The sequence below is a fragment of the Nitrospiraceae bacterium genome (assembly GCA_035623075.1).
In the GTDB taxonomy this organism is placed as follows: Bacteria; Nitrospirota; Nitrospiria; order Nitrospirales; family Nitrospiraceae; genus DASPUC01.
On sequence record DASPUC010000015.1, the window covers coordinates 21,858 to 47,610 of the forward strand.

Genomic DNA, 25,753 nt, shown 5'->3' on the forward strand with positions numbered 1-25,753 from the left:
CGCGCACACATGAACAGTCAGACTTTCCATGGAAGTGGGCGGTGCTCGATGGATGCGCGCAGTTGAGGACACTCCCCAGTTGTTCCGTTGTCGATCGCGGCAGGAAAGGGGACTCACCTAAGCAAGGTGAGTTTCGGCGCGCCCAGGGTGGGCGCGCTGAGAAGGTGCGTGCGGGACAGGGCGAGATAAGCTACTCTGCCGAGAGAGCGTAGTCTCCTCTTGAGCGGGTGAGGGTCGATGCGCTATTCTCCCCTCCTTACCAAGGAGAGAAGACCTGTATGCCACGACGTACCAGGACCGGTCTGCAACGGCGAGATATCCTGCAACGGAATCTTGCACGGTTTCGGAAACATTTGACCCTCTTTCAACCCTTCCTCTCACGAAAACGTCCCGCTACCACTCTGGAGGAGTTTGACGAGGCCGCTGAAGAACTCATTAGCCAGGTCTACGGCCAGGCATCGGATGAATTGGAAGCCTACTACTATGCCAAGACCGGCGAATCCGCGATTGTGCCGGAGGAGGCGCAGGAAAGCGGAACTCACGACATCGAGCGGGAAAGTCTGCATCAGCGCCGCCAAATTCTCGAGGGGTGCGTAGCAGACTTGGAGATGCGCTACAGTCTCCATGCGGGTAGACAACCTGAGCTGGACGGCCAAGCCCTACGGCGACGGACTGTGGAAGACTACATGTGCCACGATGTGCGGAGCATCCATTATGCGGCCACGATCAAAGAAGCCGGGCGGTTGTTGCAGAAGTATCGAGTCGGTTCGCTGATCGTGGACGACGGCTCGCGCTACATCGGGATCGTCACGGATTCCGACCTCAGTCGCAAAGCCGTGGCCAAGGGGCTCGATCCCAACACGACGACCGTCGTGTCCTGCATGAGCAAGCCGGTCGTCACAATTGAAGAAACTGAACCATTGGCCGAGGCCATCGCGGTCATGAAAAAGGAAGGAATCCGCCACCTTGCCGTCACGGCCGATCGCACGATCATCGGCGTGCTGTCCATTTCGGATGTGTTGCGGGCGTATGAAGATGTGACCGCTCCTCGTTCGGGCTCGTAGTCCTTACCAGGCTATTGAAAAGCCACTCTTCTCGCCCGCCCAACCCCGGCGCGCCGAAACGCGTCCTTACCCGCGCGTCATTGATGTGTGGCGAGATCGACAGCCCCGGTCACAAGTGGTCTACCATGAAATTCTCACAGTATGACCCGGGAGATTTCTACGACGAGCTGTACGAGGGGATCGGTCAGCCACGACCCGGTAGCGCCCTCTTACTGAGAAAGTTTGCATCCCTGCCGGAAGGAGAACTTAAAAAGCGCCAGCAAGCGGCAGAGCGAGTGATCCTCAACCTAGGGATGACGTTCGGCGTCTATGGCAGCGAAGCCGGTCATGAGCAGATCTTCCCCTTCGACATTGTGCCTCGGATCGTCGAACCGGCGGATTGGGAGCACATCGAATCGGGGCTTTGCCAGCGCCTCCGCGCGTTAAATTTATTTATTGACGATGTATACCAAGAACAAAAGATCGTCAAAGATGGAGTCATCCCCAGCGACCTTATCTATTCCAGCAGAGGGTTTCTTAAAGCGTGCTGGGGCCTCAGACCCCCGCGAGGCATCTGGTGTCACATCGCTGGAATCGATCTCGTCCGCATCAAGGATGGCCAGTATTACGTTCTTGAGGACAACCTGCGGTGCCCGTCTGGTGTGGCCTATGTGTTAGAAGCTCGGCAGGTCATGAAGCGGACGTTTCCGGAGCTCTTCCATGCGTACCGCGTGCGGCCAGTTGATGATTATCCGAACCATCTCCTCGATACACTTCGGTATCTTTCAGATCTTCCCGATCCAACCATTGTGATTCTCACCCCAGGAATCTTCAACTCGGCGTACTATGAACATTCTTTGCTCGCGCAAAAGATGGGAGTGGAACTGGTTGAAGCCAATGATCTCGTGGTGATGGATGGGTACGTCCACATGCGAACCACGAAAGGATCCCAGCGAGTGGACGTCATCTACAGGCGAATCAACGACGACTACTTAGACCCCCTTGTGTTTCGTCGAGATTCCGTGCTCGGCGTCCCCGGTCTTATGGAGGCCTACCAAAAAGGCCGGGTGGCGCTTGTCAATGCGCCCGGCACAGGAGTGTCGGACGACAAGGCGATCTACGCCTATGTTCCAAAGATCATCAATTACTATCTGGCGGAGGAAGCGATACTTAAAAATGTGCCAACCTATCTCTGTTCAGTAAGACAAGACCGGACCTACGTCTTGGAACATTTGGACCAACTGGTGGTGAAGGCCACCAACGAAGCTGGAGGGTATGGAATGATGATCGGGCCGCAGGCTTCGAAGCAAGAGCAAGCGGATTATGCCCGGCGCATTGAGGCCGACCCGCGCAACTATATCGCCCAACCCACCCTTGCGCTTTCGCGAGTGCCAACTCTCGTGGACGATCATTTGGAAGGGCGTCATGTCGACCTGCGCCCGTATGTGCTGTATGGTCGCGATGTGTATGTCTTACCGGGAGGCATGACACGGGTTGCGTTGAGGAAAGGTTCCCTGGTGGTGAATTCGTCCCAAGGCGGGGGAAACAAAGATACGTGGGTCCTCTCATGAACACGTCATCAGACTCAGGGCTCTCACGGGTACCGAGTTCAGGATGGTGAAGCGAGCAAGGTCTGGTCACCGATGCTGAGCCGCGTGGCGAGTTCCATCTATTGGTTGAACCGCTATATCGAACGCGCGGAGAACTATGCCCGGTTCATCGAGGTCAATCTCAATCTCACGCTTGATTTGCCAAGAGGAACGACCGAGCAATGGGAACCGTTGGTGGCGACCACAGGCGATCATGAGAATTTTGGCGTCCGGTTTGGTAAGGCAACAAAGGACAACGTGATTCAATTCCTCTCCTCCGATGCCGCCAATCCCAATTCGATCTTGTCCTGCCTTATTGCCGCGCGAGAGAACGCTCGATCGGTCCGGGAAATAATTTCCACCGACATGTGGGAGCAGGTGAACCGTTTCCACTTGATGGTCAGAAACGCCGTCTCTCACGGGCTGGCCAGTCACAATCTCCATACATTTTTGATGGAGGTCAAAGCTGCTAGCCATCTATTTCTGGGAATTACCGATGCGACCATGTCGCACGGGGAAGGCTGGCATTTTGCCAGACTCGGCCGCCTCCTAGAACGAGCGGACAAGACCTCGCGGATTCTTGACGTGAAGTACTTCATGCTGCTCCCGACCGTGGCCGAGGTCGGCACGCCGTTCGACATTATTCAGTGGTCCGCCCTCTTGAAGTCGGCGAGCGCGCTCGAAATGTACTACAAACGCTTTGGCCGCATTTCGCCCAACGACGTGAGCGCGTTCTTGATCCTCGACTCCACGTTTCCGCGAGCCATTCGGTACTGCCTCATCAAGAGCGAGGATTCGTTACATGCCATTTCCGGCTCCGAGCATGGGTCCTATCAGAACCAAGCCGAAAAACGGCTGGGTCGTTTGCGCGCACAGCTGGACTTCGGCGATGTTGAGGAATACGTTGCTGACGGTCTGCACGAATTTCTGGATCAATTCCAAAAGCAGCTAAACGGTGTCGGGGAGGCTATCTTCGAAACCTTCTTTGCGCCGCGCCCGATTCACAGTACAATCTTACCAGGGGAGGCACAATGACGTTTTGCTTGGGCATGAAAGTCGAGGATGGCTTGATCGGCATTGCCGATACTCGGGTCACGACCGGGGTGGAGTGCATCACGGCACGGAAGGTCTCCATCCATCAGCATGGACGGCATTCGATGTTTCTCATGACATCGGGCCTACGCTCCGTGCGCGACAAAGCCGTGACCTACTTCGACGAAGCCATTAGCGAAAGCGATCAGACGTTCGACAAACTGTTTAAGGCGGTCAACGTGTTCGCCGCACAGATCCGTCGAGTCGCGCAAGAGGATAAAGAAGCGCTCGACAAGGCAAGTCTGACCTTCAACCTCCACGCTCTGGTCGGCGGACAGTTAGAGAACGACCAGGAGCACAAACTCTATCTCATTTACCCGCAAGGGAACTGGGTCGAGGTAAGTGAGGGCACACCCTACTGCATCATCGGGGAATCCGGTTATGGAAAACCGCTCCTCGATCGTGTGTTGCGGTACCACTCTAGCATGGACCTTGCTGTGAAGGTGGGCTTCCTCGCCTTCGATGCTACGCGCACCAGCTCAACCAGCGTCGAATATCCCATCGATATCGTGCTGTATCGTCATGATACCTTCGACATCGTCGAGCATCGGTTCGAGAAAGAGGACCTCGCCGAGATCTCGTCCTGGTGGCAATCCAGAATTTACGACTCCGTGGAAAAGCTGCCGTCGAAGTGGGTCGATCGCCTGCTGGAGTCACTGCCGCATGCTACGAGATCTTCCTCCAATAGCTCTGGAAATGTATCTTCGTGAGAGCGTTGCGCCGCCACTCGCCGCCGTTCGACACGTGTTACACTGCGACGGATCAGTGCTCACTTAACAAGTGAACGGACCGAGGGTCTACCATGCTGGAGCTCAGACCGACCTGTGAGCATTGCAATGTGCCATTGCCGCCCGATTCGCTCGACGCGCGCATCTGCTCGTTCGAATGCACGTTCTGCGCGGCCTGTGTAGAGAAGATTTTAGGAAACGTCTGTCCCAACTGCGGTGGCGGGTTCGCTCCAAGGCCCATCAGACCATCGCAGAACTGGAAGGGTGACAACTTTCTGGTCGCCTATCCAGCCAGAACGACGGTGAAACACAGGCCGATCAATCCGAAGGATCACGCCCAATTCGCGGAACGCCTGACCGTCATCCCGCCAGAGAAACGATAACAGCGCCGAACGCGGTAAAACGATTCGGTACTCCGTTTTCTTCACTTGAGCCGAAGCCCTCTTACTGCAATCAGGCTACCTCCGGTGTCGCGTACCATTCCGACCAGTCTTGTGCACGGTTTCATCCGGTCGAACCACGACTGAACCGGCTAAATGATTGATTTGTCAATCAAGCATGGATCTATGGCGGGGCGTTGTTCTTGCTCCCTCCTCATCAGTCAAAATTTGTCATTAATACCGGTTTGTGACGAAGGGGGGAAACACGCATGGCAGAGGCGAAGTCCGCATTCGAGCACTATGAGCGCGGTCGCGTGCTCAAGCAGAATCAAATGTTCAAGGAGGCGATCGACGAGTTCAAACTGGCGGCTGATGATCCCCGATATATAGGGAAAGCTCATGTGCAGATTGCCCTGTGCTTGAGGTCAGCCGACCGTGGCGAAGCAGCAGTCGTGGCATTCCGGCGCGCTCTGACGTTGGCCACGTTCTCATCCCAAGAAAAGGCCCACATTTTGTATCTCCTGGGGCAAACGTTGGAGTCACTCGGCCGGTATGCGGAAGCACTGGAAGCCTATGGCTGGACCAGAAAAGAGGATCCCGGATTGCAGGACGTGGAGCAGCGGATAAAACATCTGGTCTCAGGTGGGCGCGGCCCGCTCCCTCAGCATCGGCTAGCGTCCCAGTCCGCGGTCAGGGGCCTGATCAGACTGGGGCAGCAAGTGACGCCCCATGTGCTGGGTCTGCTGGGTCAGGCCTGGAACTCGATCAGCCAGTATGCGGACAAGCTGGGAGGCACTCGAGGGGGCCAAGGACAGGGTCCCAGCTTCCGAGACGGGGGCTATCAGAATGGCCATCGGGAGCTCACACCGGCGCGCTGCGCTCCGTCCGCCTCACGGGTTCGCAGGAAAGAAACACGTAAGCATGTCCGCGTGGCCGTCCGCTTGCGCAGCCATTTTTCCTCGAAGAGTCGAACGGTCGCCGGTGACGGAGAGCTGCGAGACCTTTCACCTGGAGGCTGTCGCGTCAAAAGTTCTGTGGCCGTTCCCGTGGGAGCCGAGTTGGAGTGTTGCATCTTTCCGGAGGATGCCATCAACCCGTTCACCATCGAAGGTGCGATGGTTCGCTGGAGCCGTCCTCAAGAATTCGGATTGGCCTTCACGAACGTCCGCCCCGGCGTGCAGCGGCAGATCGCACAGCTATGCAGAACACGGACACCGCTCGGAGTCGAAGTATTGGACGGGTCGCAGCGTTCGGTCTAGAGATAACCGTCGGCTTCTACGTCATTGCAAGCAACAAACCGATCAGCTGATCTCCGCACGTCGCGAAGCGGTTCTTGGCAACGAGTTTTTCCCCGTCTGGTCCGCCTCGAACTGAAGCGCCATTGCCTGTCTCATCCTCGGCTGAGGATCATGCGGCGGAGCGTATCTTCTCCGAGACGCCGGTCGATTCCACGGTAGAGGTGGTAACAGCCGAAGACGAGGCCGACAATGATGACTTTGGCCGCCACGACGTTTCGATCCATATGCGTCCACGCCTCGAGGACAGCTTCACCGAGCGCGCCGCTCTCTCGGTAATAGTGCCACACCCTTTCCGCGAACAGCACGGGGGTGCTGACGACGCAATAGAACAGCGTCTTATACAGCGTGGCCACCCAGATCGAATGTCTGGTGTCGAGACGGGCGGCGACGGGTGTCATGTCGAGCAGTACAACGACCTTCGCGAGGGCAAGAGTGCCGATCACTGTCGGCAAGAGGGCGGAGTATTCGATCTGATAGGTGGCGAGGAACAGCTTTTTCAGCGTTGTAAAGATGCCGAAGCACACGAACAAATAGAGAGCGACGCTGCCGGTGTGCCAGGCTTCGCGTTTTATCCTAGAGAGCATGGCCATATCCTCCTCGAGCCCGTGGGCCTCTGCGCGTCGTGAATCGGAAAATGTCTCCGCTCTCCGAGCTAACGGCGCCAACGGCCGTCTTGTCAGATTCCAAGATGGTCACCGCTTCAGTGTCAGTCCCATGTTGGCGAGTTGCTGCACCCGCCGCTTCTGGAATGCGATCGGTCTTTTCAGGCCTCCTTGAATGACTGTTACGGCCTCCTTAGGCGAATCGGTGGCATACCACAAAGCCAGATCATCGAGGTTGATGGTTTTCTCCTGGACAAGCGAGTTCCTGACAAACTCCTGCATGTTTTTCCAGAAGCGTGAACCCATCACAACAATCGGAAACTTCTCGATTTTCCCGGTCTGCATCAGTGTCATAGCCTCGAAGATCTCGTCCAGTGTGCCGAAGCCGCCCGGCATCAGGACGAAAGCGGATGAATACTTCACCAGCATGACCTTGCGGACAAAGAAATGATCAAATTCCACAAATCGATCTATATACGGGTTCGGCTTCTGTTCGAAAGGAAGTTTGATGTTGCATCCGATGCTGAGACCACCGGCCTCCTTTGCCCCGCGGTTCGCCGCCTCCATGACACCAGGACCACCGCCGGTCATGACCGCAAAGCCGGCTCTCGCTAGGGTGCGGCCAAGTTCACGGGCCATTTTATAGTAGGGATGGGTAGGCTTGAACCGCGCCGACCCGAAGACCGTGACGGACGGCTGGCCGATTTCTAGAGACTCGAAGCCTCGCAGAAACTCGAGGAAGATCCGAACGGCGCTTTCGAGATCAGCCGTGCGCTCTCGCTTTCCGGACAGAAACTGTTTTTCCACGCCGGCGACGTGTTCCAGCAATGACGGCTTACGCGGTCGTCTCTGCATATTAGGCCACTCCTTCTTGCATCAGCGCGTGAAGTTGCGTGTAGTCGGAACGCAAATTGGGGACAGGCTACTGATGGAGGAGAGTGGTGTCAACGGGACGGGCAAGGATTCGCTGGTATCTCAAGTGCTGGAACGCCGCGCGCCGCAAAATGAGTTTGCATAAACGCTGGGTTCTGCTCATAAGTTCTCACTCCTAGGGGTTAAGAAACTTCTGCTACACTTTAAGCAGGAAAGCCACCCGTAGAAAAAGGTGGTTTTTGTCGCTGTTTCAACCCTGCATAGGAAGGAGACAAATGATGACAGAACCTATGAATAGTCAGCGCAGCGTGACGTACTTTTGTGTCATAGCTGGTCTGATCGGGGTCCTTCTCTGGGCGTCAAAGGCTGATGCGAAATCCTCCTCGGCCCCCCCCAGTACGGCTGCTAAAGCGGAAACGTGCGATTATCGCTCTCACCCGACCATTACCATGGTGACGCCGAATCAGGCCAAGCCGGGTCAGAAGATCACCATTAGCGGTAAGAATTTTGGAACCAAGAAGTGCTTACATAGCGTGTCGTTTGGCTCCAAGAGCACAAATGAGTTCACATACGTGAGCCCAACGATGCTAGAAGCAACCGTACCGAATCTCCTGCCTGGCTCTGTTCCAGTCACGGTCTCCACCGAGGCTGGTACATCGCAATTTAAACTTGAAGTACAGGCAAAGTAGGCACGGCTGTATCATCAACACGAGGAGCCGGGGGTCTCAGAGGCCTCTGGCTCCCACGTGTCGAATCCTCTATCTCGTCTCTTCAGGTCTGCTGGAATTCCCACCGTCACGATTTGCTCCATAAACCTTCCGAAATTCTCATTTGCAACAATACGGATCGTTCGGCCTTTTCTTCCTAACTGTGTCGAGATATTCTGATACATCCCTCGAACAAGACGTGATGAATGTAAGAGGAGGATGCCGTATGTTTAGAAATATTATTGGGCTTGGGTTTTTGGTGCTGGGAATCCTACTAAGCACCGCTCAGGGGAATGCTCAGAAAGAGATGGCCCCGATATTGGTACCAAAAAGCTTCTTGAGCGGAAAAGATTGGCGAGGATTAAGCAAAGGGGAACAACAGGCCTATGCCGTTGGAGTCGTTGACGGACTCGACCTTGCCTTCGCCTACGGAAAGCAAGGGATCGACCTTGGCTGGATCAATGCCTGCGTGACCGGCATGTCTTCGGATCAAGTCCGCACCATGCTCAAAGCGGAAATTGACGCGAACCCCGGAGAGTGGAATATGCTCACTGTTCACCAGGCGATGTACCACGCGCTGAAAAAGTCCTGCCGGCGGGGGCTCGGAGATAGTCGATAGTCAGCAAAGTCGGTCTGCGATCACCAAAACGGAAAGAGCGTGCGAAAGTCTCAAGCCCCCGCGCGCCGTGAAACCTCTTGATGTTGGATTGCAAGACCTGATCGTCAACTAACAATCGCTGGTGAATCAATCTCTCCAGTCAACAGAATCCATTCTGATACATATTTCGATCTTGCCCTAACGCGCCATCTATTGTTCACTCAATAAATCATAGGTAAACAACCACCAGCGTCACTGGCACAGTCTTCGCTGGGAGTGTGATGCATGAATGGATCTCACGGGAGGAACGCCATGAGATTGAGCATGACAGGATTGGTGGTTTTGTGGGCGCTCTTAATTACAGCCTGTGCTAACCCACCTATCACGGACATCAGTGGTTTCAAAGAAGGTGAGAAACTCGGGGTTCAGGATGGACTTCTGGTTGGAGCCATCAGATGGCAGCAGGGAGAAAAAGAAGTGGCTACGGATGTAGGGGATTATCACGAGGTTCCTGATACTGGTATTCAAATTAGAAATATGGCGACCAATGAAGTTGTTCGCCTTTGGCTCAAGACATCCGACCTCTGCCTAGCTCTTCCGAGAGGGACCTATGTATTCGAGAAAATAAGTGGTTCGCAGTTAGCTGTTCGAGTCGATAGGACCACGAGTGAAAGGGTGGCACCGTGGTTGACAAATGTACTAACCCTTCCTTTGGGAGGAGTGGTCATCCCAAGTGAAAAGGTTGGTGCGGCTTTCACACCGCATTTAGCGCAGTTTGTTATCAAGGAAGGTGAAGCATCGTACATGGGGATATTAACTATCCATCTTCCTGACCCTCTGCCTAAAGGACCGTTCAAAATTGGAGTGAGTACTTCGGATGAAGGAGAGGAGATGCTCGGAAGATTGCGAGCTCGATTCGAAGGGATTGCGCGAGTTGAGAAGCGGTTACTCAATGGCGAGCATCAGTAAATTCCTCGGCATGCTCTGATTGGTTTTAAGCGCAAGTTTGTTTAGCGGCGGGACCCCGCGCGCCGTGAAACCTGTAATCCGTGAGGCGTGATGCGTGACACGAAGGAAGCAACGCTGCACGCCGTTAAACGGTTTCTTAGCACAGTTCGCCCCTGATGAGGTCTTTCTTCAAGTGGGCTATAATGTGTATTCGTTGAGCTTAACAATCTTAATCGTTGTCATGGGGAATGGCTGAACGAATAAAGAGCACCACGCATAAACCCAAGGACTACTTTTGTTTTCTTAGCTCCGGAGAGAATTCTTATCCCGCGTTAGATGCATTGATCGAGTCGTTGCCCGAACAAATCCGTACCCCTGTTCAGGCGTTCAAGAGGAACCTTAGGGCAACTGCTCTTACTGCAACAATCCCATGTCAAATGGCTTTCGCAAGTCTCTGGAGGCGCACTTTCGAACTTAATTTGCTCATAGAACAAATGGAGAGTAGCCGTAATGCCCATGTGAGAGCTAATGAGAAGCTCAAGCGGGAGATGAGTTCTAAGAGAGGACGGAAGCGAAACGTTGATTACATTCTGCATATCTTGAGTCAAGACCTAGAAAGGGAGGAGGCAAGATTTGCGGCGCGTGAGCTAATTCGTCAATGCAGTGTACAAATTTGGAGCGCTTTTGAAGTTTTCGCTTCCGATATTTTTGAATCGTTCCTTAATGCAAAGCCGGATCTGGTGCGTCGCTTGATGCAGAACGAAAGTATTAAGAAGCTTTTTCAGCTTCGCGGCATACCTTTCGAGATACTTACTGAATATCAGTTTAATCTCTCATCGAAAATGGGGAGCTTGCTATTGGAACACAGCCCGATTGATACTATTCCGTCTATGAAAGCTGTCTTCGGGGGGATTTTGCCCAATCACAAAGAGGTAGCCGCCGCTCTGAGCGAGAAAAATCTGTGGTTGTTATTCCAGCGGCGTCACTTGATTGTTCACCGACGTGGTATCGTTGATCGCAGGTATCTTGCGGCTACAGGAGAAAAGCTCTCATTGGGCACAGATCTTGTCGTTTTTCCGAGTGAGTTGCAAAGTTATATGGAGACGGTACTTAAGGCTGGCAGCACCATTGGGCTAGGAGTTGCTTTTGAATTGAGGAAGCCTTCAAGAGGGAAGTGGCAAGTGCAAATTGAATTTGTGTTAGGTCCTGCGACCTAACAGCAGATACGGTGGCTTCATTACAACGATCCGAAAGTCCGTTTAAAGTAAGTCTTTGTTGCAGTCATGTGCTGCTCGATGTCGGTCTGAAGATGCCCTGCTCCGGCTTTCCAATCGTCGGTGGCGTAGCCCACGCGTCGGGCCAGGAAGATGAACTCATCCGAATCGGCCGGCGGTAAAACCAAATCCTTAGCGTTGCCTCGAACCATCCGCAAGCCGTCGATCAGCATGCGAGTAAAGAGATAGGCTTTTCGAAGATTCTCTCCATCCTGTCGGCTCACGATCCCACAGTCCACCAGTCCTGCCAGGGCCTGCATGGTGTTGGGCGTGCGCAACGCCGGATGCTCATGACCATGCAACACTTGGAGGTATTGCACGGCATATTCGATGTCGATGACGCCTCCCGGGCTCTGTTTCACGTTGACGGTGCCCGGTTCAACCAGCTGCTTGATCTGCTGCCGGCGAAGATCGAGGGCGATGGGGAGATCCCAAGGCTTTCCGCTATAGACATAGCGATCGCGATGGGCTTCGACCTGTTTGCCGAGTGATACATCGCCCGCGACGTGACGAAGCTTGATCAAGGCTTGCCGTTCGAACGGGGCGGCCAATCCCTTGTCGCTGTAGTAGCTGGTGATTTCGTCGAGTGGATTGGTGAGAGACCCTTTACCGCCGTGGGGTCTCAAGCGCACGTCGAGGTGAAAAATACCTTCCTGCTTCGCCTCGATCCACTGCAACAATTCCTGCATGAGCCGTTCAAAGTACTCGCTGTTGTCGATACCGTGTTGGCCGCTTGTCCGTCCCGCGCCTCCGTATACGAATAGGACTTCGATATCAGACGCGTAGCCGAGTTCCCGGCCGCCAAATTTCCCCATGCCGAGGATCGCAAAGGGACAGGGCTTCTTGGTGATGAGGCGGGGCGCACCATACTGCTTGTTCAGCTTGGCCTGGCAGTCTTTCAAACTCCGGTCCAGGATCACTTCGGCGAGCTCGGTCAGCGCGAGCGAGAAGTCGGCCAGGCTGGTAGCGGGCTCGACGATGTGTTTCATGTCGATGCGGAAGAGTTCCTGGTCCTTAAACCGATTGAGCGTCTCTTTCCGCGCGATGTCGGTCTTGGCACAACCTACCAGCCGATCGAGTTCCTTGCGAAGAGCCGCCTTTGGCTTGATGAGCGGGGCGTTGCGGTAGCCTTGCAACAGGGGCAGCAGGTTTCCGTGTTGCCGGCGTAAAAATTCCTCCCACAGAAAATCGCTGGCGCCCAGGAGTCGAGCAAGCAACGGAAACGTCGTCTTATCGCTGAGAACATCCAGACCCTCTTTCTTCCCCTTCCCTTTATTGTTTTCCACGAGCACATCGAGGAATTGGTCGAACGATTCGAGCGCCTTTGCCGGGTCGGGAGCCCACGTCAGGGCGTGTGTGAATTGTTTGATCAGGACTGCCGTCAGACGGAGCTGTTGCTGCTCCGCCTGTTCGGTCAGCTTCTGGCCGTAGCGGTTGCGCACGTGGAATCGATCATGCAACTTGCTGCCGTCGATCTCGAATCGTGCCTTCGTGATGTAGATATTGCGCATCGCGAGCGCATTCGCGAAGGCGTAGAGGAATGCCGGGGTGTCGTCTGATCGAATGTCCATGATGGTGTCGGTTGCCGAGTGGCTGTTGTCAAAGGTGATGTGGATGGTGTGGAGCAAGCCGGTAAAGGCAGCACGTCGCTTGCCGAGTTGTTCGACCAAACGTCGGTTCACTTGCTGGCGGGCCTCTTCGAACTTGCCGGCGTCCAGGAGCCGGATCATGCCGGTCAATTCCTTGCGCAAGTGGGTTTGGTCGGATGCCGTGAACGGGTGGTCCGATGCGGGACGTACCACGAACATGTCGACGATTTTCTTCCGGCGCAGCCCTGGCCTGACCTGTGGTCGTCTGGTCGGCCAGGATGTGCATACCGGCTTCTGGGCTGAGGGGATGGCCTCGGCAAAGGTGTAGATGCGGCCTTCTTCGATATTCAAACCGAATGTGGACAGGAGTCCGCAGATCGTCGCGAACTCCGAGAAGTAGTCGTAGGCCACCACAGTGATCTCGAAACGGCCGCCTTCGCTGGGTCTGATCGACAGTTCGCAGGGGTGCTCGAGCGTCAGCGCGGCGACGAGGTGGAGATGTTGCGCGATGGTCTTAAGGTCCATCTGCGTGAAATACTCGGGGTCCATCCGCGACACGAAGTCACGCAGGACCTCGTTGTCGATGTCCTGGCAGAGAGGACCAAGTTGTGAGATCAGGTCGTGGGAGGCGAGGGGTTCGCGGGTCATAGTGACGGCAGTATACCCGAAGTCCCTTCATTGTGCGGTGATCCATGCGCCAGTATAATGACGGCTCATGGCGCGCCGGATTACCGAACCGAAGAGGAGCCGTTCGCAGCCTCCTCCTGTCCCTCCACGCATCCTCCCGGACCCCACGCCGCTCCTGATGGCCTCGGGACCGGAGACCGCCCAAGTGGCGGCTCTCCTGAAACCCTACGGCATTCGAGCGCCCAAGGAAGCTGATGGCAATCTGCAGTCCATGGCCGGAGACCCACTTACCCGGCGTCAACTGGCTGACATCTTGCCGATGCTGCTCGAATCGATCGGGCGAACCGCCGATCCGGATCAAGCGTTGAACCATTGGGAACGATGGCTTGCCAGCGGAATGAGTCGATCGGCGGTGCTGGAATATTTGCGCAGCTCACCTCGCATGTTGGATCTGGTCTGCGCGATTTTCGGCAACAGTGACGCGCTGGCCTTTACGCTCATCCGCGACCCCATGCTCGTCTATTGGCTGGCCGAGCAGAACGTGTTGTCCAAACCGTCGACCAAAGCGGCGATGGAACGGACGATTCACCAGACTCTTGCCCATGTGACCGCGAGTGAACTGAAATTAGACGCGCTGCGACGGTTTCGACGACGCGAGATGCTGCGCATCGGCGTGCGAGATTTACTTCGTCTGGCCGATGTGACGGAAACAACCGCCTCCCTCTCAGATCTGGCCTCGGTCCTCATCGATGCCGCCTACCGTGTTGTGAATGCAGATCTTCGAGCTCAGTACGGAGCTCCGATGCATAAGAACCGGCAGGGACGATGGGTGGAAACCGGCTTCGCGGTCATCGGCATGGGGAAACTGGGCGGGCATGAACTCAACTACAGTTCCGATGTGGACGTACTCTATGTGTGTGAATCCCATGAGGGGGAAACCCATTCCCTTGGAGGCGGTCGCGCAAAGGCCAGGGCCGGGATATCGAACGAGGAATATTTCGAGATTCTCGCCCGGCAATTGACGAAGGTACTGACTGAACAAACCCATGAGGGATACGTCTATCGAGTCGATCTTCGCTTGCGCGCTGAAGGCTCAGTCGGCCAGCTGACCCGTTCGCTGGACGACTACCGAAAATACTATTCGGCTCGGGGGCAGGTGTGGGAACGGCTGGCGTTGCTCAAGGCCTGGCCAGTTGCCGGCTCCCTGGATGTGGGCACGCAGTTTGTCAGAATGGTGAGGCCCTTTGTGCTGACTTCTTCGAGCGACAAGCTCGATATCAACCGGTGTCTTGCGATTGTGCAGGATGTTCGCTCTGTTAAAGAACGGATCGATGCCAAGATGGCGGACCGCGGGCATGAACATCGCAACGTCAAGCTGGGCGTCGGAGGGATTCGAGAAATCGAGTTTCTGGTCCAGACGATTCAGGTCTTGGCCGGCCGGCGCTTGCCCGGTTTGTTGGATCGGAGCACGTTGGGATCGCTGGTGCGACTGCAGAAGGCGGGCATACTTTCAGTGACGCAACAGGGCCAACTAACGCGCGCCTACAATTTTCTTCGGGACGTGGAGCATCGACTTCAGATGGTGCACGAGCTCCAGACGCACGCGCTGCCGGATCAACATGACGAACTTGAACGGTGTGCGATCCGGATGGGGTATGGTGAAGAAGATCGCACAGAAGCCCTTCAACGATTCCAGGCCGACCATGCCCGACACACCAAGCTGGTCCATGATGCATTTCGGGACTTATTCCACACTCCTGCTCGGGCCAGGCTCCTGAAGGCAATGTTGCGGGCGATGCAAGCTTCACGTCTATAAGACACTTTGCACAGCCAAATCCCTCTTTGCAGCGCAGAGACGTATCAGTTTAGGTACTTGGTGTTATCAGAAGTGATTCAGGTGTATCCTCACCTCACTTTGCTCTAACCATTCGGCCTTGTTCAATGTTTCAGTTTCGCCCCGCCTGGTATAAGAAATGCCCCGTCATAGTATGTGCGCAACGGAACGGCACGCTCACCGTTGGTATATGTCTTAAGAGGTGCACCATGAAATTAGAAAAGGAAGCGCTGCAGAACCAGATGATATCGCATTTGCTGTGGGGTGTTCTTTGCTTGATGACCTTCGTGGCAACAGGGCTTGCCTGCACCTTACAAGGCAGTGTCGATGGAAATCTGGAGATTCACAAAGTTCTACAAGAGGCAAGAAAAGCGGCCACCGGCACCCCAGAAGGTTGTAATCTGCTGAGGAGAATCGCAAGAACACAAGCGAAAGCAGGTGATATGGAGGGGGCAGTTCAGACGGCCGCAGATAGCCCTGATTCGTGCAGTCGCTACGCCTTTCAGGAGGTTAATGCTGTCCTCGGAGACGTGAACAGAGCGTTGCAGATTGCCGCAGGAATCGGAGACGATCATGCGAAGACGAACGCTCTATGGGCAATCGTAGAGTCTCAAGCAGCGGCGGGTCACGTGCATGTCGCGGAACAAGCCGCTGTAGAAATCCCAGATGGGACAGATTGGAAAGCGACGGTCCTGGCGACTGTCGCACGAGCGCAGATAAAAGCAGGAGATCGTAGAGGCGCCCTGCAGACACTTGAACAGGCGCTCCAGGCTGCCACCCACCTTCGAAAGGATTCCAGAAGAGCCTCTGCGCTGGAGGAGATCGCAAGCGCACAAGCAGAGGCAGGAGACATCCTCGGTGCTCTAACGACCGTTCAGCAGGTTCCTGAAGCGCAAAAGTATCATTACGTACTCCATTCCGACTTGATGACCCAGCTGGCTGAGGCAGGTGATGTGAAAGGAGCGCTGCAGATTGCCGCCGAGATTGGAAATGCCACTGTCAGAGATTCCGCTTGGCAGGAAATTGCAGCCGCACAAGCGAAGGCAGGTGAGATGCGCGAGGCGATGCAGACCGCTGACCACATTCGCGGTGAAACCGAGAAGGCCAACGCGTTGAGAATGATCGGAGCGGTTCAATGGAGTGCAGGGGACCACGCAGGTGCCACCAAGACCTTTGAGCAGGTTCTTCGGACTGCCACTCACATCCAGAAGCCTGTCGACAAATGGAATACCTTGAGTGAAATCGCTGAGGCCCAAGCGGAAACGAGGGACTATCGCGGTGCAGTGCAAACCGCGGACACTATTCTGGATGAACCAGCGAAGGATAGAGCCCTGAGCGCGATCGCGATGATCCAAGTGAAGGCTGGCGACAACGAGAGGGCCCTGCGAACGGCGGCCCGTGCTCGAAGTAATTTCGTGAAACCCAACGTACTGTGGGCTATTGCACAGGCTCAGCTTAAGACGGGCAATGTGCAGGGGGCGCTAGAGACGGTTGCCAGCTTCCCATCGAACATGCAGAAGGCCAGCTTCATTTGTTCCACCGGGGCAGCTCAGGCGAGGGCAGGCGACCACGCTGGAGTTGCCAAGATGGTCGAAATGGTTCTTCAGACCGCAGCTACTATTCAGGCCGGTTCTGAGAAGGCGAACTTTTTAATTGCAGGCGCGTCGCCAATCTGGGGAGCGCAGGCGAGGGTGGGAGACCGAACCGGGGCCACAAAGACCCTTGAGCAGACTTTCCAAGCTGTCGCCACTATCCGGCTTGACATTCCTGAGAGGGCGTCAGCGCTGGGAGTCATTGCACGGGATCAATCGGGGCGTTCTGTAGTGGATTACGTTGGGGCCGCCAAGACCATTGAGCAGGCCCTGCGAACTGTTGATCTCATCCGGGAGTCCTTCAAAGGCAAGGAGAGGGTTTTGGCGAACATCGCGGCCGCTCAGGCCGCAGTGGGTGACATCCACGGGGCAATGCAGACGTTTTCCGGTATCAAAGGGGAGGGAGACAGGGGGCAGGCGCTCAATGCAATCGCGCGGGCTCAGGCTAAGTCAGGAGATCTACGGGGAGCATACGCGCTGGCCACCAGTCAGCGCTCCTCTTCTGGAAAAGCGAACGCTCTACTGGATGTGGCGGAGGGGATACTAGATCGAGGGAATGCGGAACAATCTCGGATTGTCTCGGTCAAGCGGTGACAAGTTCCGCGACCACGCATTTGCGAGACTTACGGAGGGAGAACGCTTCTAGAGAAAAGTCATTGCTTGATTTAATGTGCTGATCGAGAGCTGTTGGTAGTCAAATGTGAGGTACATCTTGGTAGATAGATCGGTTCGCGCAAGACGGTTTCACTCGTGACGCCGAAGGCAGGACGGCGGAAGAGTGTCGGAGAACAAGCCTTGCCGATCCGAGAGCTGGCTAGTGGGATGACGTGCTCGCTTCTGAAATGCTGGTCTTCACGTTATGTTGCGCAATCTTATTGCGCAGAGTCACGACTAACTGGTCGTATGATGATGAACGAAGAATCGCTGTGAACTGCGTTCGATAATTCTGGACGAGGCTGATTCCGTCCACCACCACATCGTACGCTTTCCAGTCGCCGCCTTTCATCATGAGCCTGTAGTCCATGGGAGTGTCCGTTTTCTTCCCAATCATCACGGTCTTCACCTCCGCATAGTTTCCTTCGAGCCGTTCGTTGAGAAACGTCACCTCTTCTCCAGAGTAGGTGTGTATCTTCTCTACATAGGTTGCTGTCAAAAACTCCGTGAACAGGTCGACAAACTCTTGCTGTTCCTTCTCTCCTAATCTGTTCAACTGGATCCCCAGTGACCGTTTGGCCATTTCCCCGTAGTCGAAGCGGGCATCAGCGATCTTCTTGAGCCGCGTGACAAGCTCATCCATGCGCTCTGGTTTCTTCAGCTCTCGATCCCGCAATAGTTTGAGCGCTTGACCGGTGGTAGTCCTCATCGCCTCGGTGGGGGTCTGCACAGCCGACGATGGTTCTGGTTCAGCTATAGCCCTGCTTGCCCAGAGGATCGGTGTTGCGCATATGAGTGAAAGGAAGAGGCGGCCGAGGATCGTGAGTCCTGTCCTCTCGCGCGACGGAAGCCCAATGCCCTCCGAGTCGATCTGAGGTGCACAGGTCATAGGTGGTCCAACCTGCTTAATTATTGGTCAGCGTCTTACTCGTGCTTGGCCATCCGTTTCGCAGGGAACTGGTCGCGTTTGTGACTCCGCTTCCAAGGGGCATTCAATCTGCGCCAGCCAGGCTTTTGCACAGATTGCGACCGACGCTTCTTCTGATTATTCTACCAAATGATATGTCGCAGCGGCGTCAATCAGCCCGCCTGAGGAATGCTCCCTGTCCAATCATTAGGTGGATCTCAACACTGTTCCTGTCGAACCGCTCAAAATAGGTAGAGATTGCCCTGAGATGGTGAACAATTCTGTGGGTAACTCGACTTACGTGGCCGCTTGACGACTGCCGGTTGGAGACAGGGAAAGGAGATCACGTGAAAGCAGTACCGGATCCTGTTCCTCGCGCCGACGGGCGGAATACGCAGAGACCTGCACGTCGCGGGTGAGGCACTCGCGACCGAAGGTGATCAGGTGATGTGCGACCATCGCGATCTGGAACACCGACTCGATGTTCCCTCGGCACAGCTCCCTCCAGGCCATCTTCCAGAACTCAGCCCGGTAATCGCTAGAGATGCCGACCTGCCGGGCGATGCGCGAGAAGATATCGAGCGCGCGCCGGACATTGACCCAGGTAAGCTGCTCTAGTGGACGGGTCGGCCGCTTACGGTACGGATACGTCTTCCTCGCCTGGGTCGCGTATCGCTCATAGATCTTTCGCGGCTCGTACACCTCGCGGATCACCCGCTTCCAGCTCGCTGCCACGTCCTCGTAAGGCTGCAGGTATTCGATGTTCGAGTCACGCCCTTCACCCGAGTTCAGGCGGCCCACCTTGCGGAGCCGCTCGTAGAGCGGCGTATGTGGGAGGGCGACGAGCAGATTCGGCGTCACGATCGGGATTTGGGAGGCCTCGATAAACTCCAGGATCGCATCCGGTGTCTCAGGGGTGTCGGTGTCCAGACCAAGGATGATCCCGGCGGCGACTTCGATTCCGTAACTATTGATCGTGTCCACGGCCTGGAGCATCGGCGTGCGGAGGTTCTGGGTCTTTTTCATGGCACGCAAAGCGGCTGGCTCCACCGTTTCGATGCCGCAGAAGACGTTCGTCATAAAGGCGTCGCGCATGAGCTTCAGGATCTCGGGGTACTCGGCGACGTTCAGCGTGAGCTCGCAGGAGAGCCGAACGGAACAATCGCGGCGCCGCTGCCACTCGACGAGGTGCGGTAGAAGGTCCAGTGCGGCTCGGGGATTCGCGATGAAGTTATCGTCTACAAAGTAGATCGACGGCGTCCCGCCATCGGCGAGCTGATCGAGCTCTGCCAAGATCTGGTGCGGGCTCTTGAGCCTGGGGTTTCTCCCGTAGAGCGCGGGAATGTCGCAGAACTCGCAGGTGAAGGGGCAGCCGCTGGAATATTGGACGCACCCGAGGAGATACTGGCGGATGTCGATCAGGTGATAGGCAGGTGTCGGGAAGTCGGTCATCGGAAGACGGTCGACCGTACGGTACACGATCTGCCGCTCGGGGCGCGCCACGGTCTCGTCGAGCCGGCAGAACAACTCGAGTGTCCCGTCGCCCACCTCGCCGCAATGGAGGAGATCGATCTCCGCGTAGTGCTCGGGCGCCGCGGAGACTGATGGCCCGCCGAGGGCGACCACCTTCCCTTCGCGATGGGCGCGGCGCACGAGATCAAGAATCTGCCTGCGTTGGATGTGCATGCCCGACACAAGGACGGCGTCGGCCCAGTCTAGCTCGCTCTCCATCACTGGGCGGATGTTCTCATCAACGAATCGGACTTGCCATTCCCGGGGCATGAGCGCTGCGATAAGGAGGATCCCCTGTGGCGGCATGAAGGCCTTGACGGGACCCATCAGAGGAAAGGCGTGATCGAAGGTGCCGAACGCCTTCGTGTAGGCAGGAAACACACAAAGAATGCGCCGGACGCTGGCTGGACGAAATGTCCGTACATTGACTGTCGGGGCAAAGGGTATCGAGGGTGCCGACATGGGTGCCTCTCTCTAGCAGATACCCAACCAAGGCGAGTGTACTGCCCTAATGAAATTTGTCCTAGTTAATTCTAAGTTAAACTGTGCAGTCCACAATTTGCTTATACACAGTTCTCGAATTTTTAGATAGGAATCTGGGGCATGCTCGTCAGCTCCTGAGCAGAGCACTCCAAATGGGAGCCATGCGAGCATTGCATAGCTAGGTCTGTGACCGTTCGAGGATGGCCGTGGTCGTAATGGGATACGGAAGAGAATGAGATATCGCTTAACCCCTCTCGCGACAACTCAATGTCATTCGATTCGAGGCAGAGAGCTAGTCGGCGTAGCGTAGATCGCGATTGTCGGCTAGCGAGAGGTAGGCTTCTCCCCATTGTCGAGGACTTTCGAGACTCCAGGGTTCGTCCATGTCGAGGGGCTTGAAGCGGAGGCCGAAGATTCCTCCATAGACCAAGTGAGTCAGTCCTGCTCCAGAATCTTCAACCAGCTGGGCGTACGCCGGACAGACAGGTGCCTGAGGATTATCGTTCCAGCCCGTGACCCAATACCACTCGCCGGTCGGATTACGATCATAGAGTCGAACTTGCAGGACCGGTCTGACGGGGCCGGCTTCTTTGAATCGCGCGAAGAAGCTGATTTCGCAATTCTCGTTCGATTCAACCTCAACGATCACGGAAACCTTCCTCAGGCGTTCCAGCTAGATGTATTCTAGCGCACGAATCACTCCAGAAACACGAAGGGCTCGGTGGTTTGCCACCGAGCCCTTCGCTCCGAGCCATAAGCTATACGCTATTAGCTCTTCTCTTCTTAGTACATCCCTTCCATGCCGTGGCTGTGGCCATGGCCACCAACCGGCTCTTTCTTCTCTTCAGGGATTTCAGTGATCATGACTTCGGTCGTGAGCATCAAGCCCGCGACGCTGGCCGCGTTCTGCAACGCGCAGCGCGACACCTTGGTCGGGTCGATGATGCCGGCCTTGATCATGTCGACATACTCTTCCGTCGCCGCATTGAAGCCGGAGTTGGCATTCTTGTCGGCGCGAACCTTTTCGACGATCACCGATCCTTCTGCTCCGGCATTGGCCGCAATCTGGCGAATCGGTTCCTCCAAGGCGCGTCGAACGATGTTGACGCCCACCTGTTGTTCCGGCACCAGTTTGACCGAATCCAGCGCAGGGATGCAGCGGAGATAGGCGACACCGCCGCCAGGAACGATGCCCTCTTCGACAGCTGCTTTCGTCGCGTGCAGCGCGTCTTCGACACGGGCTTTCTTTTCCTTCATTTCGGTCTCGGTCGCGGCGCCGACGTTGATGACGGCCACACCGCCCACGATCTTGGCAAGCCGCTCCTGCAGCTTCTCGCGATCGTAGTCCGAGGTCGTCTCTTCGATCTGGGCCTTGATCTGCTTCACGCGGCCCTCGATCTTCTTCGGGTCGCCGTAGCCCTCGACGATCGTGGTGTTGTCCTTATCGATCGTCACACGTTTGGCACGGCCGAGGTCGGTGAGCTTCACGTTCTCCAGCTTAATGCCAAGATCTTCAGAAATCACCTGGCCACCCGTGAGGATGGCGATGTCCTCCAACATGGCCTTCCGGCGATCGCCGAAGCCCGGAGCCTTCACGGCCGCGACGTTCAGCGTGCCGCGGAGCTTGTTCACCACGAGGGTCGCCAGCGCTTCGCCTTCAACTTCTTCCGCGATGATCACGAGCGGCTTGCCCATCTTGGCCACCTGCTCGAGGATCGGGAGGAGATCCTTCATGCTGCTGACTTTCTTTTCGTTGATGAGGATGAGCGGCTCTTCGACTGAACATTCCATCCGCTCGGCGTTGGTGACGAAATAGGGAGAGATGTACCCACGATCGAACTGCATGCCTTCGACGACGTCCAAGGACGTGGTCATCGACTTGGCTTCTTCGACCGTAATCACGCCGTCCTTGCCGACCTTCTCCATCGCTTCCGCGATCAGGTCGCCGATGGTCTTGTCGTTGTTCGCGGAAATGGTGCCGACCTGGGAAATTTCTTTCTTGTCCTGGCAGGGCTTGCTGAGCTTCTTCAGCTCGGCCACAACCGCTTCCACCGCCTGATCGACGCCGCGCTTGATTTCCATCGGATTGGCGCCAGCCGTGATGTTCTTCGCACCTTCGCGATAGATGGCCTGAGCCAACACCGTGGCAGTCGTGGTGCCGTCACCCGCAGTGTCGCTGGTCTTGCTTGCGACTTCGCGGACAAGCTGAGCACCCATGTTTTCGTAGGGATTCTTGAGTTCGACTTCCTTCGCGACCGTGACGCCGTCCTTGGTGATGGTCGGGGCGCCGAACTTCTTATCGAGAATGGCGTTCCGGCCCTTGGGACCGAGGGTCGCCTTCACGGCGTCGGCGAGCTGGTTGACCCCCCTGAGAATGGAGGCCCGAGCTGCCTCGCTATACAGTAGTTGCTTTGCCATGTGATTCCTCCCTTATAAGTCAGTAGTCGTGTTGGTGATCAATTAGCTGGTGAAGACACCGAGGATATCTTCTTCCTTGAGGATCAAGCATTCCTCATCCTCGATCCGGAGCTTGCTGCCTGAGTACTTGTCGAAGAGAACTTGGTCGCCGACCTTCACGTTCTCGACCTTTTTGCCGATTGCCTGGACAATGCCTCGTTGCGGCTTCTCTTTCGCAGAATCCGGCACGTAGATGCCGCCCGCGGTCCGCTCCAATTCCTCGGTGTAGGTGACGAACACCCGGTCCCCCAGGGGCTGAAATCCCTTGGCGACGTTCTTCTTTTCCTTCGCTGCTGTAGTCATATGCAACACCCTCCTCGTGCTGATTAATAAACGGGGTTAGAGATATATGATATATATCGTGACGATTTGGTACCGGTTCAAACTCGATGGCGTGTACATGTATAACCCACGCCCGAACGAGCAGAAGCCCTTGTCCGCAAACTTGGGGATAGAGATAGCCTCAGGTCAGTCCAAGTCAAGGGGGGAACTCAGGAATTTCTTTCCAGCTCCATATCGTCTTAACAGTTGGTATCATAACCCATTGAGATTTCATTATTCTAGTCCTATTTCTGGCTGGCGGAATATCCAGGAATTAGATCCGTAAGCGGTCGAAATCCTTGACGTCCTTTTTGATATAGTCACGAAGCCGCTTGATGATCCTGGCTTCCAACTGACGGGTGCGTTCCTTCGTAATGCCGTACTTGGCCCCCAGATCATCGAGGGTTAAGGGGGTGTCCGAGAGGATTCGATTGCGGAGGATGTCCTCATCCCGTTCCTCGAGCGTTTTGATAAATTCCGCCAACTTGGCTCGAAAGAGCGATTTGAGCTGATGGTCGGCGATCTGCTCGTCTGCTCCGATTTGCTGAGCCGGGAGCACGTCGAGCAGAGTGCCTTCCTGATCTTCGCCGATCGGTTGGTCCAGGGACAGTTCCCAATTGCCGAGTCGCTGATCCATCTCGATGACGTCGCGTTCGCGTACGTTCAAACGGTCCGCGAGCAGTTTCGTATCGGGAGCGAATCCTTCCCGTTCGAGTTTCGCCTTCTCTTTTTTCAGGTTGTAGAACAGCTTTCGCTGATCCTGGGTCGTTCCGATCTTGACCAGACGGTAGTTATTCAGCAGGTAGCGCAGGATATAGGCCCGCGACCACCAGGCGGCATAGGCATAGAAGCGCACGTTTTTCGACGAGTCGAACTTCTTGATCGCCTGCATCAGCCCGATGTTGCCTTCTTGGATCAAGTCCATGTGATCGGCGCCGGTGTGAAGATATTCGGCGGCGATCGCGACCGAGACGCGCAAGTTGGCCATAATCAATTTCACGGCTGCTTCCCTGCTGCCGTGGGTACGGTATTCATGGAAGAGCTGTAGTTCTTCTTCTTTGGAGAGGTAAGGATACCGGCGGACTTCGGCGAGGTACTGTTGAAGCGCGGTAACCGGCACCACGGCGGTCGAATCTGACTTCTCACGGCCGTCGGACCTGGCTGGTTCAGCTCCTGCGGGCAGCGGAGCCAGTTCCACGACCTCGTCGTCCGACGGGTCCAGGATCTCCGGCTCGAGCGCTTCTTCGTCGAGTTCGTCGTCAGATTTGGCCATATGACGCGATGACTATAACAGAACCTTGTTCGAGGACAAACCATCCCTGAAAGGGAGAGCGGGACAGGCAATCTTGCAGGAGCGAAAGCCTGTCTCCTATAGTGGAGTTTCCGCCGGCTCGCACGAAGGACGTGAACGGTCGCGATCAAGGATCCCGGATGATTTCATGAAGACGATTCTCTCGGCGTTACGCAGCGGCCACTGGCCGTCATTGGTCGGAGCCTGGTTACATTTCGAGGTCAGCTTCATGGCCTGGCTCCTGATCGGAGCCCTGGGAATTTCGATCGCCGAGGAACTGGGCTTGAACTCCACAGAAAAGGGTTTGCTCGTGGCCTGCCCGCTCCTCGGGGGCGCCTTTTTGAGAGTGGGTGTCGGTCTCGCGAGCGACCGGTTCGGGGCCAAGCGAACGGGATTGTGCCTGCTCGGTGGTGTGATCATCGCGGTGATGTGGGGATGGTTGGGCGTGACGAGTTTCGTGCAGGCCCTCGGGATGGGGTTGCTGCTGGGCGTGGCCGGAGCCAGTTTTGCGGTGGCCCTTCCCATCGCGAGCCGGGCTTATCCGCCGGCGCACCAGGGATTTGCGTTGGGAGTCGCGGCATCGGCGAACAGTGGCACCGTCCTGGCCATGTTCTTCGCGCCGCGCGTGTCCGAACTGGTCGGTTGGCACGGCGTGTTCGGCTTGATGATCGTTCCGCTCGTCGGGACATTTCTGCTCTTCTGGTTTCTTGTCCGATCTGATGCGCGGTTCGCTCGGACAGAACGCCAGCCGCAATGGTGGTACGAGGTCACCGCCATGCTGCGGCAGCCTTCCGTGTATTGGCTCTGTCTGCTCTATGCAGTCACGTTTGGGGGGTTTGTCGGGTTATGCAGTACGCTCCCCATTTTCCTTCACGATCAGTATGGATTGACTCTCGTGGAGGCCGGTTCTGTGACGGCCCTGTGCGGATTGCTCGGAAGCCTGATCCGTCCGTTCGGCGGGTTTGTTGCAGACCGGTTTGGGGGAATCGTCGTGCTGGGGCCGGTCTTTGCAGCAATCGCCGGGCTCATCGCTAGCTTGGGAGAACTGCCTTCCGTCGGATGGGCAGTGTCACTGTTGATCGGTGCCATTGCCACGATGGGGTTCGGCAACGGTGTGGTCTTTCAAGTGGTGTCGGAGCGGTTTCCGAAACAAATCGGCCTGGCTTCCGGCGTGATCGGCGCAGCCGGTGGTTTCGGCGGGTTTCTCCTCCCTGTCTGGCTGGGGGTGCTGAAAGATCTGTCCGGCAGCTACCGCACGGGGCTGTGGCTATTTGCGGCTGTATCGGTGGCTGCCGCTGTCAGCGTGGCCTTGATCATTCGACGAACGGAGGACAGAAACGACGAGGGCTCGTGA

The 25,753-nt window shown here is 56.0% G+C and carries 22 protein-coding genes; 13 read left to right on the plus strand and 9 right to left on the minus strand.

What is annotated here, in order from left to right; all coding sequences use genetic code 11:
- Positions 1–278 precede the first annotated feature (278 nt).
- From VEI50_02840 to VEI50_02865, 6 genes are all read left to right on the plus strand, one after another.
- Positions 279–1,064 carry a CBS domain-containing protein gene (locus VEI50_02840; protein ID HXX74044.1) on the plus strand — a complete coding sequence of 262 codons (786 nt, stop codon included), beginning with the start codon at positions 279–281 and terminating at the stop codon, positions 1,062–1,064.
- 125 nt (positions 1,065–1,189) lie between these two features.
- On the plus strand, positions 1,190–2,614 hold the full coding sequence (locus VEI50_02845; GenBank protein HXX74045.1) for a circularly permuted type 2 ATP-grasp protein: 1,425 nt from the start codon (positions 1,190–1,192) through the stop codon (positions 2,612–2,614).
- A 72-nt stretch (positions 2,615–2,686) separates the two neighbouring features.
- Positions 2,687–3,667 (plus strand): alpha-E domain-containing protein, encoded by a 981-nt coding sequence (locus tag VEI50_02850; GenBank protein HXX74046.1) that lies wholly within the window; start codon positions 2,687–2,689, stop codon positions 3,665–3,667.
- Entirely contained in the window at positions 3,664–4,434 is a 771-nt protein-coding gene (locus VEI50_02855) for a hypothetical protein (protein ID HXX74047.1), read from the plus strand. Before VEI50_02850 ends, VEI50_02855 begins: the two co-directional genes overlap by 4 nt.
- Positions 4,435–4,526: 92 nt before the next feature.
- Complete coding sequence (locus tag VEI50_02860) at positions 4,527–4,835, plus strand: DUF1272 domain-containing protein (protein ID HXX74048.1); 309 nt, start codon at positions 4,527–4,529, stop codon at positions 4,833–4,835.
- 266 nt (positions 4,836–5,101) lie between these two features.
- Positions 5,102–6,091 carry a PilZ domain-containing protein gene (locus tag VEI50_02865; protein HXX74049.1) on the plus strand — a complete coding sequence of 330 codons (990 nt, stop codon included), beginning with the start codon at positions 5,102–5,104 and terminating at the stop codon, positions 6,089–6,091.
- Positions 6,092–6,222: 131 nt separating this feature from the next.
- On the opposite strand, the gene VEI50_02870 is transcribed toward VEI50_02865, so the two are convergent.
- Together VEI50_02870 and VEI50_02875 are read right to left on the minus strand one after the other, a co-directional pair.
- Positions 6,223–6,714: a hypothetical protein gene (locus tag VEI50_02870; protein HXX74050.1), complete on the minus strand. Its 492-nt coding sequence runs from the start codon at positions 6,712–6,714 to the stop codon at positions 6,223–6,225.
- Between the two features lie 108 nt (positions 6,715–6,822).
- On the minus strand, positions 6,823–7,587 hold the full coding sequence (locus tag VEI50_02875) for a TIGR00730 family Rossman fold protein (protein ID HXX74051.1): 765 nt from the start codon (positions 7,585–7,587) through the stop codon (positions 6,823–6,825).
- A gap of 293 nt (positions 7,588–7,880) precedes the next feature.
- Here VEI50_02875 and VEI50_02880 point away from each other — a divergent pair, with 293 nt between their 5' ends.
- The 4 genes from VEI50_02880 (at position 7,881) to VEI50_02895 (ending at position 11,075) form a co-directional block, all read left to right on the plus strand.
- Positions 7,881–8,294 (plus strand): IPT/TIG domain-containing protein, encoded by a 414-nt coding sequence (locus VEI50_02880; protein ID HXX74052.1) that lies wholly within the window; start codon positions 7,881–7,883, stop codon positions 8,292–8,294.
- A 244-nt stretch (positions 8,295–8,538) separates the two neighbouring features.
- Positions 8,539–8,931, plus strand: coding sequence for a hypothetical protein (locus VEI50_02885; GenBank protein HXX74053.1), 393 nt, complete (start codon positions 8,539–8,541; stop codon positions 8,929–8,931).
- Between the two features lie 291 nt (positions 8,932–9,222).
- Positions 9,223–9,879 (plus strand): hypothetical protein, encoded by a 657-nt coding sequence (locus VEI50_02890; GenBank protein ID HXX74054.1) that lies wholly within the window; start codon positions 9,223–9,225, stop codon positions 9,877–9,879.
- Positions 9,880–10,106: 227 nt separating this feature from the next.
- A complete protein-coding gene (locus VEI50_02895) occupies positions 10,107–11,075 on the plus strand; it encodes a hypothetical protein (protein ID HXX74055.1) in 969 nt (322 codons plus the stop codon).
- A 20-nt stretch (positions 11,076–11,095) separates the two neighbouring features.
- Here the strand turns inward: VEI50_02895 and VEI50_02900 are convergent, their stop codons facing one another.
- Positions 11,096–13,369, minus strand: a complete 2,274-nt coding sequence (locus tag VEI50_02900) for a hypothetical protein (GenBank protein HXX74056.1) — start codon at positions 13,367–13,369, stop codon at positions 11,096–11,098.
- A gap of 67 nt (positions 13,370–13,436) precedes the next feature.
- Here VEI50_02900 and VEI50_02905 point away from each other — a divergent pair, with 67 nt between their 5' ends.
- Positions 13,437–15,164, plus strand: a complete 1,728-nt coding sequence (locus VEI50_02905) for a hypothetical protein (GenBank protein HXX74057.1) — start codon at positions 13,437–13,439, stop codon at positions 15,162–15,164.
- Positions 15,165–15,391: 227 nt separating this feature from the next.
- Positions 15,392–17,368 (plus strand): hypothetical protein, encoded by a 1,977-nt coding sequence (locus tag VEI50_02910; protein HXX74058.1) that lies wholly within the window; start codon positions 15,392–15,394, stop codon positions 17,366–17,368.
- 220 nt (positions 17,369–17,588) lie between these two features.
- Here the strand turns inward: VEI50_02910 and VEI50_02915 are convergent, their stop codons facing one another.
- The 6 genes from VEI50_02915 to VEI50_02940 all read right to left on the minus strand — a co-directional run bounded on the left by VEI50_02915 (position 17,589) and on the right by VEI50_02940 (position 24,381).
- Positions 17,589–18,137, minus strand: coding sequence for an ABC transporter substrate-binding protein (locus VEI50_02915; GenBank protein ID HXX74059.1), 549 nt, complete (start codon positions 18,135–18,137; stop codon positions 17,589–17,591).
- Between the two features lie 495 nt (positions 18,138–18,632).
- Positions 18,633–20,228 (minus strand): radical SAM protein, encoded by a 1,596-nt coding sequence (locus tag VEI50_02920; GenBank protein ID HXX74060.1) that lies wholly within the window; start codon positions 20,226–20,228, stop codon positions 18,633–18,635.
- Positions 20,229–20,622: 394 nt separating this feature from the next.
- A complete protein-coding gene (locus tag VEI50_02925; GenBank protein ID HXX74061.1) occupies positions 20,623–20,979 on the minus strand; it encodes a hypothetical protein in 357 nt (118 codons plus the stop codon).
- Positions 20,980–21,113: 134 nt separating this feature from the next.
- Positions 21,114–22,748 carry a chaperonin GroEL gene (groL, locus tag VEI50_02930; protein ID HXX74062.1) on the minus strand — a complete coding sequence of 545 codons (1,635 nt, stop codon included), beginning with the start codon at positions 22,746–22,748 and terminating at the stop codon, positions 21,114–21,116.
- Positions 22,749–22,790: 42 nt separating this feature from the next.
- Complete coding sequence (locus VEI50_02935) at positions 22,791–23,090, minus strand: co-chaperone GroES (GenBank protein ID HXX74063.1); 300 nt, start codon at positions 23,088–23,090, stop codon at positions 22,791–22,793.
- A gap of 292 nt (positions 23,091–23,382) precedes the next feature.
- Entirely contained in the window at positions 23,383–24,381 is a 999-nt protein-coding gene (locus VEI50_02940; GenBank protein ID HXX74064.1) for an RNA polymerase factor sigma-32, read from the minus strand.
- A gap of 166 nt (positions 24,382–24,547) precedes the next feature.
- On the opposite strand from VEI50_02940, the gene VEI50_02945 reads away from it, so the two are divergent.
- Complete coding sequence (locus VEI50_02945; protein ID HXX74065.1) at positions 24,548–25,753, plus strand: MFS transporter; 1,206 nt, start codon at positions 24,548–24,550, stop codon at positions 25,751–25,753.

What these genes read in the sequence shown, in the direction of transcription:
- VEI50_02840 (HXX74044.1), top strand. Translation starts at nt 279, where the DNA reads ATGCCACGACGTACCAGGACCGGTCTGCAACGGCGAGATATCCTGCAA.
- VEI50_02845 (HXX74045.1), top strand. Translation starts at nt 1,190, where the DNA reads ATGAAATTCTCACAGTATGACCCGGGAGATTTCTACGACGAGCTGTAC.
- VEI50_02850 (HXX74046.1), top strand. Translation starts at nt 2,687, where the DNA reads ATGCTGAGCCGCGTGGCGAGTTCCATCTATTGGTTGAACCGCTATATC.
- VEI50_02855 (HXX74047.1), top strand. Translation starts at nt 3,664, where the DNA reads ATGACGTTTTGCTTGGGCATGAAAGTCGAGGATGGCTTGATCGGCATT.
- VEI50_02860 (HXX74048.1), top strand. Translation starts at nt 4,527, where the DNA reads ATGCTGGAGCTCAGACCGACCTGTGAGCATTGCAATGTGCCATTGCCG.
- VEI50_02865 (HXX74049.1), top strand. Translation starts at nt 5,102, where the DNA reads ATGGCAGAGGCGAAGTCCGCATTCGAGCACTATGAGCGCGGTCGCGTG.
- VEI50_02870 (HXX74050.1), bottom strand. Translation starts at nt 6,714, where the DNA reads ATGCTCTCTAGGATAAAACGCGAAGCCTGGCACACCGGCAGCGTCGCT.
- VEI50_02875 (HXX74051.1), bottom strand. Translation starts at nt 7,587, where the DNA reads ATGCAGAGACGACCGCGTAAGCCGTCATTGCTGGAACACGTCGCCGGC.
- VEI50_02880 (HXX74052.1), top strand. Translation starts at nt 7,881, where the DNA reads ATGATGACAGAACCTATGAATAGTCAGCGCAGCGTGACGTACTTTTGT.
- VEI50_02885 (HXX74053.1), top strand. Translation starts at nt 8,539, where the DNA reads ATGTTTAGAAATATTATTGGGCTTGGGTTTTTGGTGCTGGGAATCCTA.
- VEI50_02890 (HXX74054.1), top strand. Translation starts at nt 9,223, where the DNA reads ATGAGATTGAGCATGACAGGATTGGTGGTTTTGTGGGCGCTCTTAATT.
- VEI50_02895 (HXX74055.1), top strand. Translation starts at nt 10,107, where the DNA reads ATGGCTGAACGAATAAAGAGCACCACGCATAAACCCAAGGACTACTTT.
- VEI50_02900 (HXX74056.1), bottom strand. Translation starts at nt 13,369, where the DNA reads ATGACCCGCGAACCCCTCGCCTCCCACGACCTGATCTCACAACTTGGT.
- VEI50_02905 (HXX74057.1), top strand. Translation starts at nt 13,437, where the DNA reads ATGGCGCGCCGGATTACCGAACCGAAGAGGAGCCGTTCGCAGCCTCCT.
- VEI50_02910 (HXX74058.1), top strand. Translation starts at nt 15,392, where the DNA reads ATGAAATTAGAAAAGGAAGCGCTGCAGAACCAGATGATATCGCATTTG.
- VEI50_02915 (HXX74059.1), bottom strand. Translation starts at nt 18,137, where the DNA reads ATGAGGACTACCACCGGTCAAGCGCTCAAACTATTGCGGGATCGAGAG.
- groL (HXX74062.1), bottom strand. Translation starts at nt 22,748, where the DNA reads ATGGCAAAGCAACTACTGTATAGCGAGGCAGCTCGGGCCTCCATTCTC.
- VEI50_02935 (HXX74063.1), bottom strand. Translation starts at nt 23,090, where the DNA reads ATGACTACAGCAGCGAAGGAAAAGAAGAACGTCGCCAAGGGATTTCAG.
- VEI50_02940 (HXX74064.1), bottom strand. Translation starts at nt 24,381, where the DNA reads ATGGCCAAATCTGACGACGAACTCGACGAAGAAGCGCTCGAGCCGGAG.
- VEI50_02945 (HXX74065.1), top strand. Translation starts at nt 24,548, where the DNA reads ATGAAGACGATTCTCTCGGCGTTACGCAGCGGCCACTGGCCGTCATTG.